Origin of the sequence: Microcoleus sp. S13_C5 (assembly GCF_036700845.1) — a bacterium.
Lineage (GTDB): Bacteria > Cyanobacteriota > Cyanobacteriia > Cyanobacteriales > Microcoleaceae > Microcoleus.
Genome location: NZ_JAUBPR010000036.1, coordinates 1 through 17,549 on the forward strand (window position 1 = coordinate 1; position 17,549 = coordinate 17,549).

General features: G+C 44.2%; 14 protein-coding genes. 5 read left to right on the top strand and 9 right to left on the bottom strand.

Annotated elements, in window-relative coordinates; all coding sequences use genetic code 11:
* Positions 1–187: 187 nt before the first annotated feature.
* The gene (locus tag QUA04_RS12330) at positions 188–664 is read left to right on the top strand and encodes a hypothetical protein (protein ID WP_333257326.1); all 477 of its coding nucleotides are present in this window, start codon (positions 188–190) and stop codon (positions 662–664) included.
* Between the two features lie 17 nt (positions 665–681).
* Here QUA04_RS12330 and QUA04_RS12335 read toward each other — a convergent pair whose 3' ends face one another.
* From QUA04_RS12335 to petH, 3 genes are all read right to left on the bottom strand, one after another.
* Positions 682–1,533, bottom strand: a complete 852-nt coding sequence (locus QUA04_RS12335) for a hypothetical protein (RefSeq protein WP_333257329.1) — start codon at positions 1,531–1,533, stop codon at positions 682–684.
* A 218-nt stretch (positions 1,534–1,751) separates the two neighbouring features.
* On the bottom strand, positions 1,752–3,068 hold the full coding sequence (locus tag QUA04_RS12340; protein ID WP_333257413.1) for a homoserine dehydrogenase: 1,317 nt from the start codon (positions 3,066–3,068) through the stop codon (positions 1,752–1,754).
* Positions 3,069–3,377: 309 nt separating this feature from the next.
* Positions 3,378–4,583, bottom strand: a complete 1,206-nt coding sequence (gene petH, locus QUA04_RS12345; protein ID WP_333257332.1) for a ferredoxin--NADP reductase — start codon at positions 4,581–4,583, stop codon at positions 3,378–3,380.
* Positions 4,584–5,170: 587 nt separating this feature from the next.
* On the opposite strand from petH, the gene QUA04_RS12350 reads away from it, so the two are divergent.
* Positions 5,171–6,175 (top strand): phosphoribulokinase, encoded by a 1,005-nt coding sequence (locus QUA04_RS12350; RefSeq protein ID WP_333241886.1) that lies wholly within the window; start codon positions 5,171–5,173, stop codon positions 6,173–6,175.
* 91 nt (positions 6,176–6,266) lie between these two features.
* Here the strand turns inward: QUA04_RS12350 and QUA04_RS12355 are convergent, their stop codons facing one another.
* From QUA04_RS12355 to QUA04_RS12365, 3 genes are all read right to left on the bottom strand, one after another.
* On the bottom strand, positions 6,267–7,463 hold the full coding sequence (locus tag QUA04_RS12355) for a 5-methylcytosine restriction system specificity protein McrC (protein WP_333257335.1): 1,197 nt from the start codon (positions 7,461–7,463) through the stop codon (positions 6,267–6,269).
* A 44-nt stretch (positions 7,464–7,507) separates the two neighbouring features.
* Positions 7,508–9,148, bottom strand: coding sequence for an AAA family ATPase (locus QUA04_RS12360; RefSeq protein WP_333257338.1), 1,641 nt, complete (start codon positions 9,146–9,148; stop codon positions 7,508–7,510).
* A gap of 198 nt (positions 9,149–9,346) precedes the next feature.
* Positions 9,347–9,682 carry a PIN domain-containing protein gene (locus QUA04_RS12365; protein ID WP_333257341.1) on the bottom strand — a complete coding sequence of 112 codons (336 nt, stop codon included), beginning with the start codon at positions 9,680–9,682 and terminating at the stop codon, positions 9,347–9,349.
* Positions 9,683–10,182: 500 nt separating this feature from the next.
* Between QUA04_RS12365 and QUA04_RS12370 the strand changes: the two genes are divergently transcribed.
* A complete protein-coding gene (locus QUA04_RS12370) occupies positions 10,183–11,835 on the top strand; it encodes an FAD-dependent oxidoreductase (RefSeq protein ID WP_333257345.1) in 1,653 nt (550 codons plus the stop codon).
* Positions 11,836–12,153: 318 nt separating this feature from the next.
* Here the strand turns inward: QUA04_RS12370 and QUA04_RS12375 are convergent, their stop codons facing one another.
* A complete protein-coding gene (locus QUA04_RS12375; RefSeq protein WP_333257348.1) occupies positions 12,154–12,528 on the bottom strand; it encodes a type II toxin-antitoxin system RelE/ParE family toxin in 375 nt (124 codons plus the stop codon).
* On the bottom strand, positions 12,521–12,856 hold the full coding sequence (locus tag QUA04_RS12380) for a hypothetical protein (protein ID WP_333257351.1): 336 nt from the start codon (positions 12,854–12,856) through the stop codon (positions 12,521–12,523). The genes QUA04_RS12375 and QUA04_RS12380 overlap by 8 nt, the downstream gene beginning before the upstream one ends.
* Positions 12,857–13,015: 159 nt before the next feature.
* Between QUA04_RS12380 and QUA04_RS12385 the strand changes: the two genes are divergently transcribed.
* Together QUA04_RS12385 and QUA04_RS12390 are read left to right on the top strand one after the other, a co-directional pair.
* Positions 13,016–15,769: a valine--tRNA ligase gene (locus QUA04_RS12385; RefSeq protein WP_333257353.1), complete on the top strand. Its 2,754-nt coding sequence runs from the start codon at positions 13,016–13,018 to the stop codon at positions 15,767–15,769.
* Positions 15,770–15,902: 133 nt separating this feature from the next.
* Entirely contained in the window at positions 15,903–16,400 is a 498-nt protein-coding gene (locus QUA04_RS12390) for a hypothetical protein (RefSeq protein ID WP_333257356.1), read from the top strand.
* Positions 16,401–16,554: 154 nt separating this feature from the next.
* On the opposite strand, the gene crtB is transcribed toward QUA04_RS12390, so the two are convergent.
* On the bottom strand, positions 16,555–17,484 hold the full coding sequence (crtB, locus tag QUA04_RS12395) for a 15-cis-phytoene synthase CrtB (RefSeq protein ID WP_333257359.1): 930 nt from the start codon (positions 17,482–17,484) through the stop codon (positions 16,555–16,557).
* Positions 17,485–17,549 lie beyond the last annotated feature (65 nt).

A 17,549-nucleotide genomic window follows, 5' to 3' on the forward strand; every position in this document is an offset into this window, starting at 1 on the left:
AATAGATAGTCTAAATGAAAGCTCATCACTATAACTGTATTGGTTGATCTATTTTACACCATAAACTCAGGAGAGCCTTAATTCACATGGTAGGTTCAGTAAATCATAGAATTGTATGAGCTACCTCATATTCCTTGATTCGCGGGATTGGTAGGCTAAAAAAGTCATCCTTACCCGAGACTTTCCCATGCTGCAAACATTTTCGCGGACTTTAAATGTATCCCCTGACGCTTCGGAAGCGCTGCTTTCACTTCCATTAACCAGCTTGCTCGATTCACCGGAATTTAATCAATTATTCGGAAGTTTGGATAGTGGTTTGCTCAAAGAAACTTTGCCAACTGCTGGAACTGTTTTAGCTCAAAAGCTGCCGCCTTTTTACGACTGGTTGCAAACAGAACTAGGAATTAAAAACGTCCCTGAGAGTCCCGACCATACTACGAAATGGGTAGTCGGTTTTTTGAAGAATCAAGAAAGTTTAACTCGTTTAGTCGATCTGCACAAATCAATTCCCAGACAGGCATTAGAACGATCGATCCCTCGTTTAGTTAGCGCCTTTGATGAAGTTCAACCCACGGCTGTAAAGCAAAAATGGGAAAAAGCGATCGCAGCACTTTGTCTGGTTCTCGCAGTCGCAGCGCGGGAAAATCAGCCATCTGCGGCCTGAAGCAATTCTGTGTGAGTTTAAACAAAGCGCTTTTTTCGGAACATTTGCAATTGAGTGCGATCGATCTGAACGACTACTGGTCGCCGCTTGTTGAGGACGATCGCATTGTGTCTATTTAGCAAAAGCAACTGGGCCAATATTGCCACAAGCGCGCGTCTTTTGAGAAACTTGCCTTCAAAACGCGCCATTCGGACGATCGCCTCTTCGATTTTATAACAACAGCTTTTCCCCTTCTGGGAAATCACAAAAATCGTTCCCGGTATGTAATCGCCTTCATTTGCCCAGAAAGCATACCTTTCGCCTAAAGTAAAGTAGTGAAAAACATTGTTAGCGGTGGAAGTTTTAGCTAACTTTTCAGAAACGCCCAAAGAATTAAAAATTACAGTGGATCTAATATAATCCGGGTATTTTGCTGCTATTTGCTGAGCAACTTTGCCACCCAAACTTTCTCCGATGACATCCGGCGGATTTCCGCTGTAAAATTGCTGCTTTATCCAATCAATAGCACCCACAGTTTGCGCCGATTTTAACTGGCGTTCTAGTTTTGCCATAAATACATCGGGCGTATCTTCCAAAACGCGATCGAAAGGATACCAAGAACCGTATCCGCGAATCACGAAAACAGGCGGATTATTGCCAGAAATGGGAACGCGACTTTCAGCATAAAAACCAGTGCGAGAGTCTTCAAACACTTTTTCTATGATATAATTTCCATCAATAACTTGCCCTGACTCGTGCCGAATGTAAATTGAAGGATTATTGGGTTTAAAAGTATCGTGCATTTGAGGTTTGGCAAACTTTTCGTAGAGGGAATCTAGCAAGTGCCTTCCCGTTTTCCGATCAACCAAATCGAATTCTGTTCCTTTCATTATCGCGTAGCCGCCGATTTTACCAACAATATTTAATAAGTACAAAAAAGCTACATAAACCCGCCACCGCGCAACGAAGAATCTAAATTAACTTTTACTTTTATCAGATAGCCAAAATCTACATGACATTTACCGTTGGGGGAGTGATAGGGCGGGTTTTAGAGATTGTCAATTATTAGCCAATATTATATGTGAAACCCGCCCCTAGCAAATCACTTTTACAAAACTCGCAACGTGCTAGCAACACTATCGACTGCTTCCAGCGCGCGAATTTCATCGAGTGCTTGTTGAAAATTCCCTTCCCTAACATCGTGAGTCACGACGACAATTTCTGCTAAATCGCCGTGAATTCCCGTCTGCACAACGGATTCCAAACTAACTTTGTGGTTGCCGAAACAAGTGCCGAGTTTGCCAATTACGCCCGGAGTATCGCGCGTCAGAAAACGGGCATAAAAGCGAGTAACAAGTTCCTGCATCGGAGCAATTTTGCAGTAGTGTTGGTGACTGCAACTCAGCAAAGGATGGGGAATCGGAACAGTTTCGGTTTTCAGGATGGCCGCCACATTCATGATGTCGGATACTACGGCGCTAGCTGTTGGGCCTGCACCCGCGCCGCGCCCGTACAGCATCAATTGCCCGATCGGCTCTCCTTCGACTAAAATTGCATTGTAAACCCCGTTAACACTAGCCAGCGGATGAGTTTTCGGCACAAAACTCGGATGCACTCGAATTGACAGCAGTTCGCTTTCTCCCTCCGCTTGCTTGCCATTGTAGTGGGAGGTTTCTTGAGCAATAGCCAACAATTTAATCACAAATCCCAGCTTGTCGGCGTAGTCAATATCAGCCGCACTAACTTTTCTAATACCTTCGCAGTGAACATCTGCTAATTTGATGCGTCCGCCAAAAGCTAGGGAGGCTAAAATAGCAATTTTATCGGCCGCATCTAATCCATCTACATCTGCTGTGGGGTCAGCTTCAGCATAACCTAATTGCTGAGCGTCGGCGAGCACTTCGGCAAAGTCTGCGCCTTCTGTTTGCATCCGCGTCAGGATGTAATTAGTTGTGCCGTTGACGATGCCGGTGACAGTTTGAATGCGGTTTGCACCTAAAGATTGTTTGAGGCTTTGAATGACCGGAATGCCGCCGCCGACAGCAGCTTCTAGCATTACGTAAACACCTTTTTTGTTGGCGGCCTCGAAGATTTCATTACCGTAGCGGGCGATAACTGCTTTGTTGGCAGTGACGACGTGCTTGCCGCTGGCAATAGCTTGCAGAATGAGCGATCGCGCCGGTTCCAATCCGCCAATCAGTTCTACTACAATATCAATTTCCGGGTCAGTTGCGATCGCTTCTAGGTCAGTTGTCAGCACATTTTCTGGCAATTGTAAAGACCGAGTTCGAGAAATATCGCGCACTCCCACCCGATAGATTTCCAATTCCTGCAACAGCGGATGGCGGCCATCTGGGGAGAGCAAAATCTCTGCTGTTCCCGCGCCAACTGTACCCAAACCTAACAAACCAATTTTGAAAGCCACGACTTTGACCCGTAGAAACTCAATTAAGCCACAACCATTGTAGGCTATTGGCGTACCGGAGCAATGAAAATAGTATTGTAGGGTACGCATTCCCTACCCTATATCAAAGCCGTTAGCATCGGAATAGTAAATTGGAGTTCACTGTTGACGGTTGACTGTTCACTGTTCACTGTCAACAGTCAACCGTCAACCGTCAACATCATTCCGGTGTAACCGGAAATGATATTACGAGTCGGATATAATTGCCCTAAAAACAATTGTAGGGCGAGCCAAGCCCACCCTACAAATCAGATTAAATCAGGTAACACATTAATAAGTTTCAACGTGCCAACGGTGTTCTTTTTTCAACTGTTTCTGATAGCCAGCCCATTCAACACCGTGCTTGCTAGACGCGGCCGACATTCCCTCATCAATTCCGCCTTCCATGCCCTTCAAACCGCAGATATAAGTGTGAGTATTAGGCTTTTGAACCAATTCCCACAATTGGTCTGCGTTCTCTTGAATCCGATTTTGAATGTACATCTTGCCGCCGTCAACATTCTTTTGCTCGCGGCTGATGGCATAAGTCAAGCGGAAATTATCGGGGAACTCGCGCTGCAATTGTTCCAACTCTTCCTTATAAAGAATGTTGGGAGTGTAAGCAACTCCAAAGAACAACCAAGCTAAACCTCTGAACTTGTAATCTGGATTGTTTTCTTTAAACATCCGCCACAAATAAGCCCGGAAAGGAGCAATACCCGTACCGGTAGCCATCATAATAACGGTGGCTTCTTCGTCGTCGGGCAACAGCATTTCCTTGCCTACGGGGCCGGTGATTTTGACATCATCTCCAGGTTGCAAACCGGTGAGAAAAGTCGAACAAACACCAAAGACTTTTTCACCGGTTTCTGGGCTTTTGTACTCTAGGCGGCGGACGCACAGAGAGACTGTTTTGTCGTCTACATCGTCTCCGTGACGGGTGGAGGCGATCGAATACAGCCGAATTTTGTGAGGTTTGCCGTTTTTATCCGTCCCATCGGGAATAATCCCGATACTTTGACCTTCGAGATAGTGCAAATTGCCTCCCGAAATGTCAAATTTGACGTGACGGACTGTACCCTCGCCGCCTTCTCTGACCAATTCTTCTGTAGAAATGCACTTACCAATATAGGGATTGGCCGGCTTGTAGAGGTTAACAGGAACCTGAACTTTTTCCTTGGCTTGAGTCATGGGCTTAGTTTTTTCTCCAGATTTCTGACTCTGTAGCCCTGCTTCTGGTGCAACTTTGCCATTTGTTTCGGGAGCGCTGTTTGAGGGGCGGATGCTGATAATTTTGCCACCCATCCGAGCAATCCGGCGCATTTCCTGATTCATGCGATCGTAGGGCACGGAGATAAATACGCTGCCACTACGGCGAATCGGGTTACTTGTTTGGTCAGTTGCTTGGCTCTGACGCATACCCTCCACTTCGTAAACAAAGATGCGGCTGCCTGATTCTGAGTTGGCCGCCACACCAGATATGCTTGGGCTGTACATTTGTTGCTTGTCCTTCACGATACAGAGTTATAAAGAAAGAGAATGTGACGTTAGACTCAATTTACTTTTTTCTTAAGGCCATCGGGACTAATAGGCCTCGCCAATTTTTGGGCCTCGCCACGCCGGCGGGAATGTTGAAGTTGCGATCGCTCGCGTCTCAAATCCCTACTAGCCGAACGCCGCGCTCACCGAGCCCTATTGCGTTCGGCTGTTGACCTATAGCTATTGTTGTCTGCGTACTGCCAATATTTTACCCGATCAGGGGATCTGCCCCGATAAGTCCTTCTGATTTGGGGAGCGCCCCACCAGAGAAAGGAAGATTCGAGCTGTTTAATGAGGTTGAGCTTGTAGGGGGCGGACGCATTCTGGTAAGATTAACCGCTAAAGTTAGTATTAATTACTTGCCTTGAAGATTGCTTGGGTCTTTCCGGGCAGGCAGTCAACTCACTGCTGTATGCTGGTGAGAACTCGATCCTCTCGGGGTAGCAAAGCAGCACAAAGCCTGCTTGCGGCTACCTGCGGGCTGAAATTTTGTGGAATCTAGACTTGAGTTAGTTAGTAAACAGTGATTTTGTTAGAGGGAAACTATGACCAGTAAGCCGGATCGCGTGGTTTTAATTGGCGTTGCCGGAGATTCCGGATGCGGAAAATCTACTTTTTTACGCCGATTGACAGATTTGTTCGGGGAAGATTTCGTTACTGTAATCTGCCTTGACGACTATCATTGTCTCGATCGCAAGCAGCGCAAGGAAACAGGGATTACAGCCCTTGACCCCAGAGCCAACAATTTTGACCTGATGGCCGAGCAAATGAAGGCGCTCAAAGAAGGTCGGGCGATCGACAAGCCGATTTACAACCACGAAACCGGTCTGCTCGATCCTCCTGAGCGGGTAGAGCCGAATCACGTGATTGTGATTGAAGGGCTGCATCCCCTTTACGACGAGCGAGTTCGATCGCTCCTCGACTTCAGCGTCTACCTCGACATCAGCGACGAGGTAAAAATTGCTTGGAAAATCCAGCGCGACATGGCGGAACGGGGCCACCGTTACGAAGACGTGCTGTTTGCGATCAATGCTCGCAAACCGGACTTTACCGCCTACATCGACCCGCAAAAGCAATATGCTGATGTGGTAATTCAAGTGTTGCCGACCAACTTGATTAAAGATGACAAAGAGCGGAAAGTTCTGCGTGTGCAGATGATCCAGCGCGAAGGCATCGCCAATTTTGAGCCTGCGTATTTGTTTGACGAAGGTTCAACAATTAACTGGGTTCCTTGCGGCCGCAAGCTGACTTGTTCCTATCCCGGAATTAAGATGTACTACGGGCCCGATGCTTTCTACGGTCACGAAGTCTCGATTTTGGAAGTAGATGGTCAATTCGAGAATCTCGAAGAAGTTATTTACATCGAAAGCCATTTGAGCAAGACTTCGGCGAAGTATGAAGGCGAGTTAACTCACCTGTTGCTCCAGCACCGCGAATATCCTGGTTCTAACAATGGAACTGGTTTGTTCCAAGTGTTAGTCGGATTGAAGATGCGGGCGACTTACGAGAAGTTGACTGCAAAAGAAGCGAAAGTGGCTATGAGTGTTTAGAACGCAGACATGAAAGATTTGAGAGGCGCAATTGCGCCTCTTTTTTTGTGGAGAAATGAACCGCAGAGGGCGCAGAGGGCGCAGAGAAGAGTTAGGGGAGGGTGTTTGGAAGTAGAGAGGTTAAGAAGGTTTTTCCGGCTTCATGGAGGTCGCTATCTAGGGAAAAAGTTAGACTGCGAACTCGGATATCGTCATTTTTTATATCTAGTGGCTGTTTGAGGTTTTGCGGGTAAACGAGAATTGCATCTTGGCACTTTAAGGCATTGGCGTAAGCAACTATTTGATGAATGTCATTATTGGCTACTTTATCGGGAGCTTTGTATTTTGTATCGAGGACGTATTGGACTCTTTTTGTTTCACTATCGCGTATAATTAAGTCAATCTTATCGAAATAATTTGTGTCATGTTCAACTCGGTGTTGTGGTTCGACCTCAAAGCCTTTTGGTGTATTTGCTTTGAGCCATTCAGCGACAAATTGTTCATATAACTTAGCCATGTCTATCAGAAAAGGGAGCATTTCGCGATCGCCTGTTTCGTGACTGGGCCCTGTGTTATCTAAAAAGAATCGACATAAGGCGTGTAAAAGTTGATAATCTTGATTCAAACGGTGATAATTTCTATCAATACAAGCTTCTGATTTAAAAGGTTTTAATGTGACAAATCCTTGGAGTGCGTGAAAGGCTTTTCGCACAGTGGATGAAACTGATTCACGGCACAAACCGCTGCGGCCAATGATGAAAAGTGTCCAAGCGAGTATTTGATTGTCTTCGATGTTGCCTGTTTGTTCGCTATAGTGGCATTTTAGTTTAACATCCCAAGGTTTTTGCAGGGCTGACCGCAAATCGACGCGGCCGCGAATGTAGGCGAGTCTTTCTGTTTTGGATAAGTAATCGCGATATAATCCTTTGCGACAGCGTTCTAGAATTTTTTGGGCAAGAATGTTAGCTAATCGTTCATAGACTTGTTCTAAAGATTCGCACTCAATCTGTCCCTTCGGAAAATTGATATTAAGTTTGTAGGCATAGTCAAGCATTCCGAATAAGTTTGTTATCGGAACTTTTGGGCGGATAAAAATGTTAAATTCTGGAGTAATTGGAATATTACCAACTCTGCCTTTAGATTTTAATTCCCATTTATATTTAGTTTTAGGGTTGGGAAATTCTATATCTATCTCCTTGGCATAATTCTGGTATATTTTTTGTCCTACTGATTCCGGGATAAAATCTCGTTCAAAGCTTTCGGATTTATATTCTGTGAGTTCGATCATTTGGGGCGATTCTGGTTTCATAGATGCTGTAACGCCGTGTTTTCGGTAATAATGGTAGCGTTAGATTATGAATTGCTTAATTTGTCTTTAATTTTATCCCAGAGAAATTCATCCATTTTTTCCTGCTGATCAAAGAAATATTCTTCTAGGTATGGCTCAATTTCCATTTGCCAAATATCTTGGATATCTTCAGCTAAGGTTTTTGTCAAAAAGAAAGAGATGCCTAATTCATAGTGTTTGTTGTTAATTGCGCGCTTGACATCTTCTAGAATGCTAGTTAATTTATCAACTGGAAAACCTGTTTCCTCTCTGTGGTGATACTGTCGCAGCACTTCATAGTTTGGATAGACAGGAATGAATGCGAAGCGGCGGCGGAGGGCTTGATCGACTAAGGCAATAGAACGGTCTGCGGTGTTCATTGTGCCGATAATGCGGACATTTGTAGGGATTCTAAACTTTTGACCGCTGGCTAGTGTAATAAAGCGTTTTGTGTCCTGTCGGTCATCTAGGAGATACATTAACTCGCCAAAGACTTGAGATAAATTTGCGCGATTAATTTCATCAATAATGATAACACAAGTGTCTTCACAGACTTCGGCTTTTTCGCAGAATTCTAGGAACCTACCGGGAACTATTGGGTAAGTTAATTGCCCATCTTGACTTTGGGGGCGGATGCCTTGAATAAAGTCTTCATAAGTATAAGCTGGATGAAATTGGATAATGTCTGAAAAACCGTCACCGCCACCGATTAAGTGTTGGGCGAGTTTTTGAGCAAGGAAGGTTTTTCCGGTTCCGGGTGGGCCTTGGATGATGGTTTGACCTTTGCGGTTAATGGCGTGTATCCATTGGGTTAGTTGGGTTGTTTGAAAACCACTAATTTCTGAGATTTCTTCTAGTTGATACACTGGATTAAATTCCTTTTCATAGAGTGAAAGATATTCAATAAAATGTGGGTAATAATCGCACATATTGAATAATAAAAACAATGGAAATACTTTTTTAAAGGTTTGTGTGATTTTATGAATTAACTGTTTAGCAGAATATCCTAATATTTCTTCTGATTCAAGTGAGACACTGACCTGAATACTATTAATTTTATGTATGAAGGGAACGTCTCGTTGTTGTAAAACCCACAAGTATAATAATAATTCATTAAGACTTTTAAATTTTTTGTTAGGGGTATCAAATAGCGCATATTGCCCAGGTTCAGGCTCCGTTCCGTGATTTAAATAGCAATAGATTGGATTGGAAAAATTATAGAGTCGAAGTTTTTTTTCAAGGTGTTTTTTAGGTCCATAGTTAGAATAAAAATTATCAATAATTTCCGGAATATTTTTTATATTTGAGTAAAAACCAAAAGTTAATTTTTGGTTTTCAAAACTTATCATTAACTGAGTATTGTTATCCAGAGAGTAGAAATCTTTGAGACCCAAAGCTACACTGTACACTATGGATTGCAAATCGTTGATTGCAATGATCTGTCCAACTTTCTCACACTTGATATTTATATATTTTTTAATAAAATCAGGCAACAGATATTCCACCTGGCTTAAAATATACTTGACTGGCTCTTCTACATATTTTAATAAATCTTTTTTGTGTTCCCGGTAAAAATCTGAGCGGGGAGTTTTTTTATAAAATTGTGCCAATAGGTTAAATGTGCTTTCTGAAAAAGGACATTCAGGATGTACAAAAACTTTTTCCATTTTTTCTGTATCTTTAAGGTGACTCAATTGTTGTTCTTAAATTATTGTAGCCGATCGCCCTTTCCGACACCAGATATCTGAGATACGATCGCACCCCCCATCCTTACCCACATCAATAACCCTCCCAAATCAGTAACACAGGCAAAACCGCTAACAACCGTTCCCGGAAAATTTCAACTTGCGCCGAGTGACTCAGATTTACCAAATTGTGTCTATACTAGATAATTGAATCCGGCGATCGCGACTAATAACGGGTACATTAAGATACAAAGCAGTAGCAGCAATAATGCGATCGGGCCAATCGGGAATTTGCGATCGGTCAACTTGCCTTAAAGTCAAAGCTATATTGCCATCGAAAGGAATTTCAACCAATAACGCATCATCGCTCTCAACTTCTCTCAAGAATAGATCGAGAGTAGTTGAATTAATCCGCCCTCTCTCGCTCAGATAGACAATTTTTGCTAATCTAATTGATGAAAAAGCCACCTGATTTCCCTCAGCAGCTATCTGTTCTATTGTCGTTCTAGCAGTCACCGAAAGTCGTGAATCGGCAAAGATATACCAGGATCACAGCATGAGTATCCGCTACAGCGCGCAGCATTAGAAATCCTCCCTTGGGAAATTCGCCCATTCTTCGCTGCGAGCTTCATCTATATCAGCGGTAGAAGGTGCAATTCCCAAGTCAGCACATAAACCCCACAATGATTTGGGGAGCGGGCCGAACAACTAATTCTCGTTCTATTTCAGGAACAATCAACTTAATCAATCGTAACTTTTCGGCTAGAGACAAGTGCTTAACAAGATTTAAAACCGCCTCAAAAGTCATGGTTTTTATGTTTCAATTTGTGATTGGTGTAATTGTAGCATTTGGGCTGCCAAGCACAGCATCACCAGGTTTGGGTTGAGAAGATTCGATTACCACAGTTCCCGGAAAATTTAAACTTGTGTCGAAATTATCTAAACGTGCTATATTCAATTCCGTAAACCCTGAACTGCGCTTTCAGGTAATGCAAATTTATAAACGAGTCAACTGAATGCTCTCTACTTTCAAGAAATTAGCTTCAATTGCAATCATCTTTGCCGCCCTAGAACTTTTACGTAATTATCCGCCTTTCACAGAAATAGAAAATTATATCGCAAATAGAGACCCAGCAAGTGCTACCTTAGACGCTGGAAATCAGCAGCAAAAATCCAGCAGCCCGCCTCCGGTACCTCCCAAAAAATCACCGGAGCAAAAGTTTGATGTAGTAGTATATGGTGATGAAGTACCGGGGATATGTGCGGCGATATGGGCTAAGAAGACTTTAGGCCCAAAGGGCAAAGTTGCGATCGTGCGATCGAACTACGGAAGTGCTCCTTTGGGCGGCTTACTCACCCGCGGCGGTTTAGCTTACATCGATTTAGATAAAATCCCCGGTTGGTATCACCAACCCTACGCCCAATGTTTTAAGGAATTCTTAGATAAAGCGGATGCGCCCGAATCTTGCTTAGATCCAAAAAAGGCAGATAGAGCTCTCAAACAGATGCTTTCAGCAGCCGGAATCAAAGTTATTTCCAACTCAACTCTTACTCCCCGCGTCGTAGATAAAAAAATCGAATATGCCGAAGTAAAAGGCAGGAATTTAACGATTAAAGCCAACTCTTTTATTGACGTAACTCAAGACGCGGAATTAGCCAGAAAAGCCGGATTATCTTATTATACCGGATATGAATCTCAAAATATTAAATCCAAAAATGAAACTTTAGCTGTCTCTATAGTTCCGAGAATTACAGGTATAACGATGTCCGAATTCCGCCGGATAGAAGATGACATTCTATACAATCAGCCTTTGGTAAAAAAGATTAAAGAAAGCATTATGAAATCCAAAGATCCGGCTAGTACAAAATTCTGGATGAGGAATTTCTGGAGTACGATTTATCAGCCATATACAGACGGCTACGACATCAGAAGCGTAGCTATAGGTGCAGCCTATCACATAGACAGAAATCTGCCCTTTAACCAAAATAAAGGATTCTTTTTTGATAAAGGCAATGTCTGCGTTTATAACAAAAATGTGCTGTCCTGGAACGGGTTTCTGTTTAAATACCAAGTTGACCAAATCATGAAGATGGAAGCTAACGGCAGAAAACCGACTCCTGAAATGATTAGAGAAATGTCATTTCTCCAATACTGGCTACAAAAGAAGTCTGGTAAAGATGTGAGAGTATTTCTTCCAGACGAGATTTATATCAGGCAAACTTTGAACGTTCGCGATGTGGTAGATCCGCTGACAGGGAAGGAGATTATCAAAGGGGGAACTGCACCCGAAAAGTCGATCGGCAGTTTTTCCTACGATTTCGATGTGCGGGGCGGAATCAAGAATTTATCTACAAGAGTTCCGCCACTGCCAGTGTATAATTTCGGGATAGAAAGCGCTTTGGCTAGCAAAGTGAATAATTTAGCCATTGTCGGGCGATCGTCGGGTTATGTCGGTATGGCAGTATCTGTCGGGCGAATTGCGACGGTCAATATTTATCAAGGACAAGGTGTGGGCGTCGCCGCTGGTTTGGCTAGCAAGTTCGGCGTGCCGCTGAATACAATTACTTCGAGTGAAACGAAACAAACTCTGGAGACTTTAACGGGGAAAACTACGTATTTGTCGGGGAGAGATACGAGTTATGGAGTGGATTATAAGGAGGTGAAGTAATCGAGGTATAGCAGTCGCCCGTATTGCTAAACTATGTTAAACCCGGCATACAAACTAGAAATTTTTGTTTAAGTTTGAGAACAAAAAACGCAATCCCTGGAGTTTGATAACTGTTATTCATTGCGATTCTTAATTATTGCAAGTTATTTTACCAGTAGGACTAAGGCAAAAAGAAAATCGGTTTCTCTGCAAAATCGTGGCTTTCTCCGAGAGAAGGCGGGTTTTGGATTAGGGATTTCTGTCAAATAAGATATTAAAAGGATTTAACCACTGAAGATGTCGAAACCTCATATTCGACGGCGCAAGATTCCCCAACTCTTAGATATCTTCTCGATCTTCGCTCTGCTGCTGCTCGTATTCTGTAATAATGTTTTGAATATCCTCTGCTGCAACATCGACTTGTTCGGATTTGGTGTAAAGGGTCAGCAAAATGATTCCCGTTGCTGTTTGGACGTAGTAAATTAAACGGTATCCACCACTTTTACCTTTTTGAGTGTCGCTATTTCGGACTCTCAACTTGAAGACTGCATAACCCACTCCAGCAATTCGATATCCTGGCAGTTCTCCCCGTGCGAGTTGTTCGATAATGGGTTGAATATCATTGCGAATGCTGCGGTATTTTTTTGCAAGAATGCGTAAATTACGATTGAAGGTTGGTGAAACTATAACTTGAATTAAGGGCAAGTCAGTCATTTTCAATTCCTTCCCACATTTGAGCAACCGAAATGGTTTGCCCAGTCATGGCTTCGTGCCAAGCTTGCCGAAAATCTTGTATAAGCGCTGCTTTAGATTGGCCCTCTCCGTCAATTTCTGAGGGTTCTGGAATACTAAAAGAATTAGCAGGAGGCATCTCTTGGATTTCTGCTGAGAAAACCTCTGGCAGATTATCTTGCGAAATAATTACCCCCTGACGTTGCTTTTGGCTTAGAAACTCTATAAAACTCGCAACTAATGCCAGATGTTCTGGAGAAAGTCGATCGAGCCATCGATCGATTTGATGTCGAAGTGCTGCTACATTCATAATGCCATCAAACCTTTTAATTTTACCTTCATTTTAACGTAAACCCGCCCCGCCTTGAATATCGCTCTTCCTTCTGCCTCTGACGCGGATGCGGTTCAAAACTCTTCTCCTCCCTCTCCTGTGGCACAATCATAAATAAGATCAAACTCTCAAGCCACCATGACCGCAAACCTACCCCCCCAATACGACCCCCAAGCCACCGAAGCCAAGTGGCAAAAATACTGGGAAGACAACCAAACCTTCAAAGCTGACCCAGAAGCCGGCGGCGAACCTTACTGCGTCGTCATCCCGCCGCCCAACGTCACCGGCAGTCTCCACATGGGACACGCTTTTGAAGAGACGCTGATTGATGTCCTCGTCCGCTATCACCGCATGACTGGACGCAATACGCTGTGGTTGCCGGGAACGGATCATGCTAGCATCGCCGTTCAAACTATTCTCGAAAAGCAACTCAAAGCAGAAGGCAAAACTCGCCACGATTTAGGCCGAGAAAAATTCTTGGAACGGGCCTGGGAGTGGAAAGCTGAATCGGGCAATACTATTACTAATCAATTACGCAGTTTGGGCGTGTCTGTCGATTGGTCGCGTGAACGCTTTACGATGGATGAAGGCTTATCCGCTGCGGTTTTAGAAGCGTTTGTCCGCCTGTACGATGAGGGGCTGATTTATCGCGGTAATTACCTGGTGAATTGGTGTCCGGCTAGTCAGTCTGCTGTGTCGGATTTGGAGGTTGATCAGCAAGAAGTTGACGGGCATTTGTGGCATTTCCGCTATCCTTTGACCGACGGTTCTGGTTATTTGGAGGTGGCGACGACTCGGCCGGAAACGATGTTGGGCGATACTGGAGTGGCTGTGAATCCACAGGACGATCGCTACAAACATCTTATCGGTAAAACTGTCACTTTGCCGATCGTCAATCGCGATATCCCAATCATTGCTGATGAGTTTGTCGATCCGACTTTCGGAACTGGTTGTGTCAAGGTGACTCCCGCCCACGATCCGAATGACTTCGAGATGGGTAAGCGTCACAACTTGCCGTTTATTAACATTATGAATAAGGACGGCACTTTAAATGAAAATGCCGGAGAGTTCCAGGGACAAGACCGATTTGTTGCCAGGAGAAATGTGGTGCAGCGGTTAGAAAATGACGGGGTTTTGGTTAAAATAGAAGATTATAAGCATACTGTTCCCTACAGCGAACGCGGCAAAGTTCCGGTCGAACCTTTGATATCTACGCAATGGTTTGTGAAGATCGAGCCTCTTTCTCAACGTGCTTTAGAAGCATTAGATAAAAGTAACTCACCAGTCTTTGTTCCTGACAGATGGACAAAGGTTTATCGGGATTGGTTGGTGAAGCTGAAGGATTGGTGTATCTCCCGACAATTGTGGTGGGGACACCAAATCCCGGCTTGGTATGCTGTTAGCGAAACCCAAGGAGAAATTACTGACACGACGCCGTTTGTGGTGGCGAAAACAGAAGCGGAAGCTAGGGAAAAAGCAACCGCTACATTTGGTAATGACGTGCAGCTAGCAAGAGATCCAGATGTATTGGATACTTGGTTTTCGTCTGGGTTGTGGCCTTTCTCAACTTTGGGATGGCCGGACGAAACTAAAGATTTGGAGTTTTACTATCCGACAACTACTTTGGTTACAGGTTTTGATATCATCTTTTTCTGGGTGGCTAGAATGACGATGATGGCCGGACATTTTACTGAAAAGATGCCTTTTGATACTGTTTACATTCACGGTTTGGTGTTGGATGAAAACGGTCAAAAAATGTCTAAGAGTAAAAATAACGGTATCGATCCGCTGCTGTTGATTGGCAAGTACGGTACTGATGCTTTGCGCTACACTTTGGTTAAGGAAGTGGTTGGGGCCGGTCAAAATATTCGCATGGAGTACGATCGCAAAACTGATGAATCGAAATCAGTGGAAGCTTCGCGGAACTTCACGAATAAGTTGTGGAATGCGGCTAGGTTTGTGATGATGAATTTGGAGGGACAGACGCCTCAGCAGTTGGGAATTCCTCACCGCCCCCAACCCGCCCTGACTGAGGGAGGGAGAGAAGAAGGGTTGGAATTGTGCGATCGCTGGATTCTTTCTCGCTACAATCAAGTTGTGCAGCAAAGCCGCAATTCTTTGGAAACTTACGGTTTGGGAGAAGCGGCAAAGGGACTTTATGAGTTTATTTGGGGCGATTTCTGTGACTGGTATATTGAGTTAGTCAAGTCTCGCTTGCAACAGGATGCTGAACCAAATTCTAAGAAAGTGGCACAGCAAACTTTTGCTTTTGTGTTGGAAGGGATTCTGAAACTGCTACATCCTTTTATGCCACACATTACTGAGGAGATTTGGCACACTGTGACTCAAACAGGTGATGATCAATGTTTGGCTTTGCAAGCTTATCCTGAAGCCGATATCTCGCTAATTGATACTGATTTGGAACAGCAGTTTGAGTTGTTGTTCGGTACAATTCGCACTATTCGCAATTTACGGGCAGATTCTGATATCAAACCCAGTGTGAAGGTGACGGCGATTTTGCAAAGCGAAAGCGAGAAAGAACGACAAATAATCTCAGATGGAGGCGTTTACATTCAGGATTTGGCCAAAGTCGAAAATCTGACCGTAACTGCTAGTTTGGATGCAGATTTGGGACAGACAATTGCTGGGGTTGTCGGTACTGTGCAAGTATTGATTCCTCTGGCTGGGGTGGTGGATTTGGTGGCCTTGCGTGCTAAATTAGAGAAGAAGTTGAGCAAAGTGGAAGCTGAAATTAAGCATACTGCGGCGCGCTTGACTAATCAGAAGTTTGTGGATAAGGCTACTCCTGATGTGGTTCAGGGGGCGAGGGATGCTTTGGCGGAAGCGGAAAAACAAGCGGAAATTTTGCGCGATCGGCTAAAGTTGTTTTAAGAGTTGACTGTTGACTGTTGACAGGGGTGGGGGCGGGTTTACGAGATAGTTAGTTTCAGGCATAGATTTTTTGTAAAACCCGCCCCTAGAAGATCGCAAATCCTACAACCATCACCCATTACTAATTACCCTCATGTTATATTTAGCCCAAGTACAAAATCAGGAAATTTTAGGCGAGATAAGTCTGCAATTGCTGGCTTGCCAAAATTCTGATGATACTTGGGCTATTCTTAGTGAAGAAAGTTTTTTGACATTAGAGAAAGATTTTGCTCAAAATCCAATTAACTCTGCAACTAATGTTTTAAATGAAGGGATTTTAGTATTAGCAAATGTTGACGAAAATAGCCAGGTTTTGCATATTCAAGCAGCGACCAACTGGGTGCTACAATTAGTAGATAAATATTTAACAACAGGCTTTACTCCCGATTTTTTGCAGCAAGAAGCCCAAAAAGCAGAAGATTGGAGGCAATCTCTCACTTTGCAGAGTCAAGAATTGTCTCGCCGCTTGATAGAAGTTGAAGCCCGCCGAGAACAAATTCAAAATTTAGAAGTAAAACTCCAGCAGGAAAAGCAATTGTTGGAAAGTTCGATCGCCCAATTGCAAATTCCGCCCGCTACTCCACTAATTTGACTTATAATTTGATTTAAATTAACACACCAAACGTAGGGATACGCCACTACCGCATCCCCACAAACCTAATATGCAATTTGCTGGACATCATATAATTTGTAACTTGACAAATACCCCTTACCCGTTGCCAAATCGCCAGCAATACGGGCTGCGACTAAAGCACTTTTGACTTCAGCCAAGCGGCGGGGAGACACAGCAGTTTCTGAGAATTGCTAACATAAGCCCGCTTATGGAAAACATCGTACTGATTTCGTTCGATCGCATTTAAGATTCTGCTGTACAGCATAGTAGCAGCCCAAACAGTCCAACGGATATCGGGACTCAGCACTTTAATTCCCGGTTCGGCGCTAGCGTATAATTTGCGAGCTCGCTGAATTTGAAACCGCATCAATTCCCGCCAGCGGTTGTCAATTACACCGTTGAATAAATCTTCTTCGGTGTAGTTAAACAAGGCTAAGTCTTCTAAGGGAATGTAAATGCGGCCGCGGCGGGCGTCTTCTCCGACATCGCGCAGAATATTAGTCAACTGCTTGGCAATACCGAGGGAGATGGCTTCTTCTTTGGGAATTCTATTCCCCCAGTGCCAATTCCAGTTAGCAGCGGAATTCGACTCGTCTACACCCATGACAGACATCGACATCAGCCCTACAGTACCCGCTACTCGATAACAGTAAAGATTGAGCTCTTCAAAAGTTTCGTAGCGGCTGCGGTACAAGTCCATTTGCTGGCCCGCAATCATCTCTCGAAACGGCTGAATGTCGATCGGGAAACGAGACAGCGTATCCACCAACGCTACGTCGTAGTCGTCGTGAGGATGGCCGGCAAACACAGATTCTAGGCGTTTTTCCCACAGATTGAGGGTTTCAGGGGTCGTTGCATCAGAACCCGGCCCGTCTACGAGTTCGTCGGTGCGGCGGCACCAGACGTAAATCGCCCAAATCGCCCGACGCTTGGCTTCGGGCATGAGTTGAGTGCCTAAATAAAAATTTTTGGCATAACTCGCCGTGACTTGGCGGCACAGTTCGTAAGAGTCATCCACAGAGGCCAGAGTTCTCATGCACTGGAGTTTTGACAGTTGCAGCATCCGAGAATAAGAAATTTAAAGATTAGAACTGATTTTCCCCCGTTTAGAAAACGGGAGATTTTTTA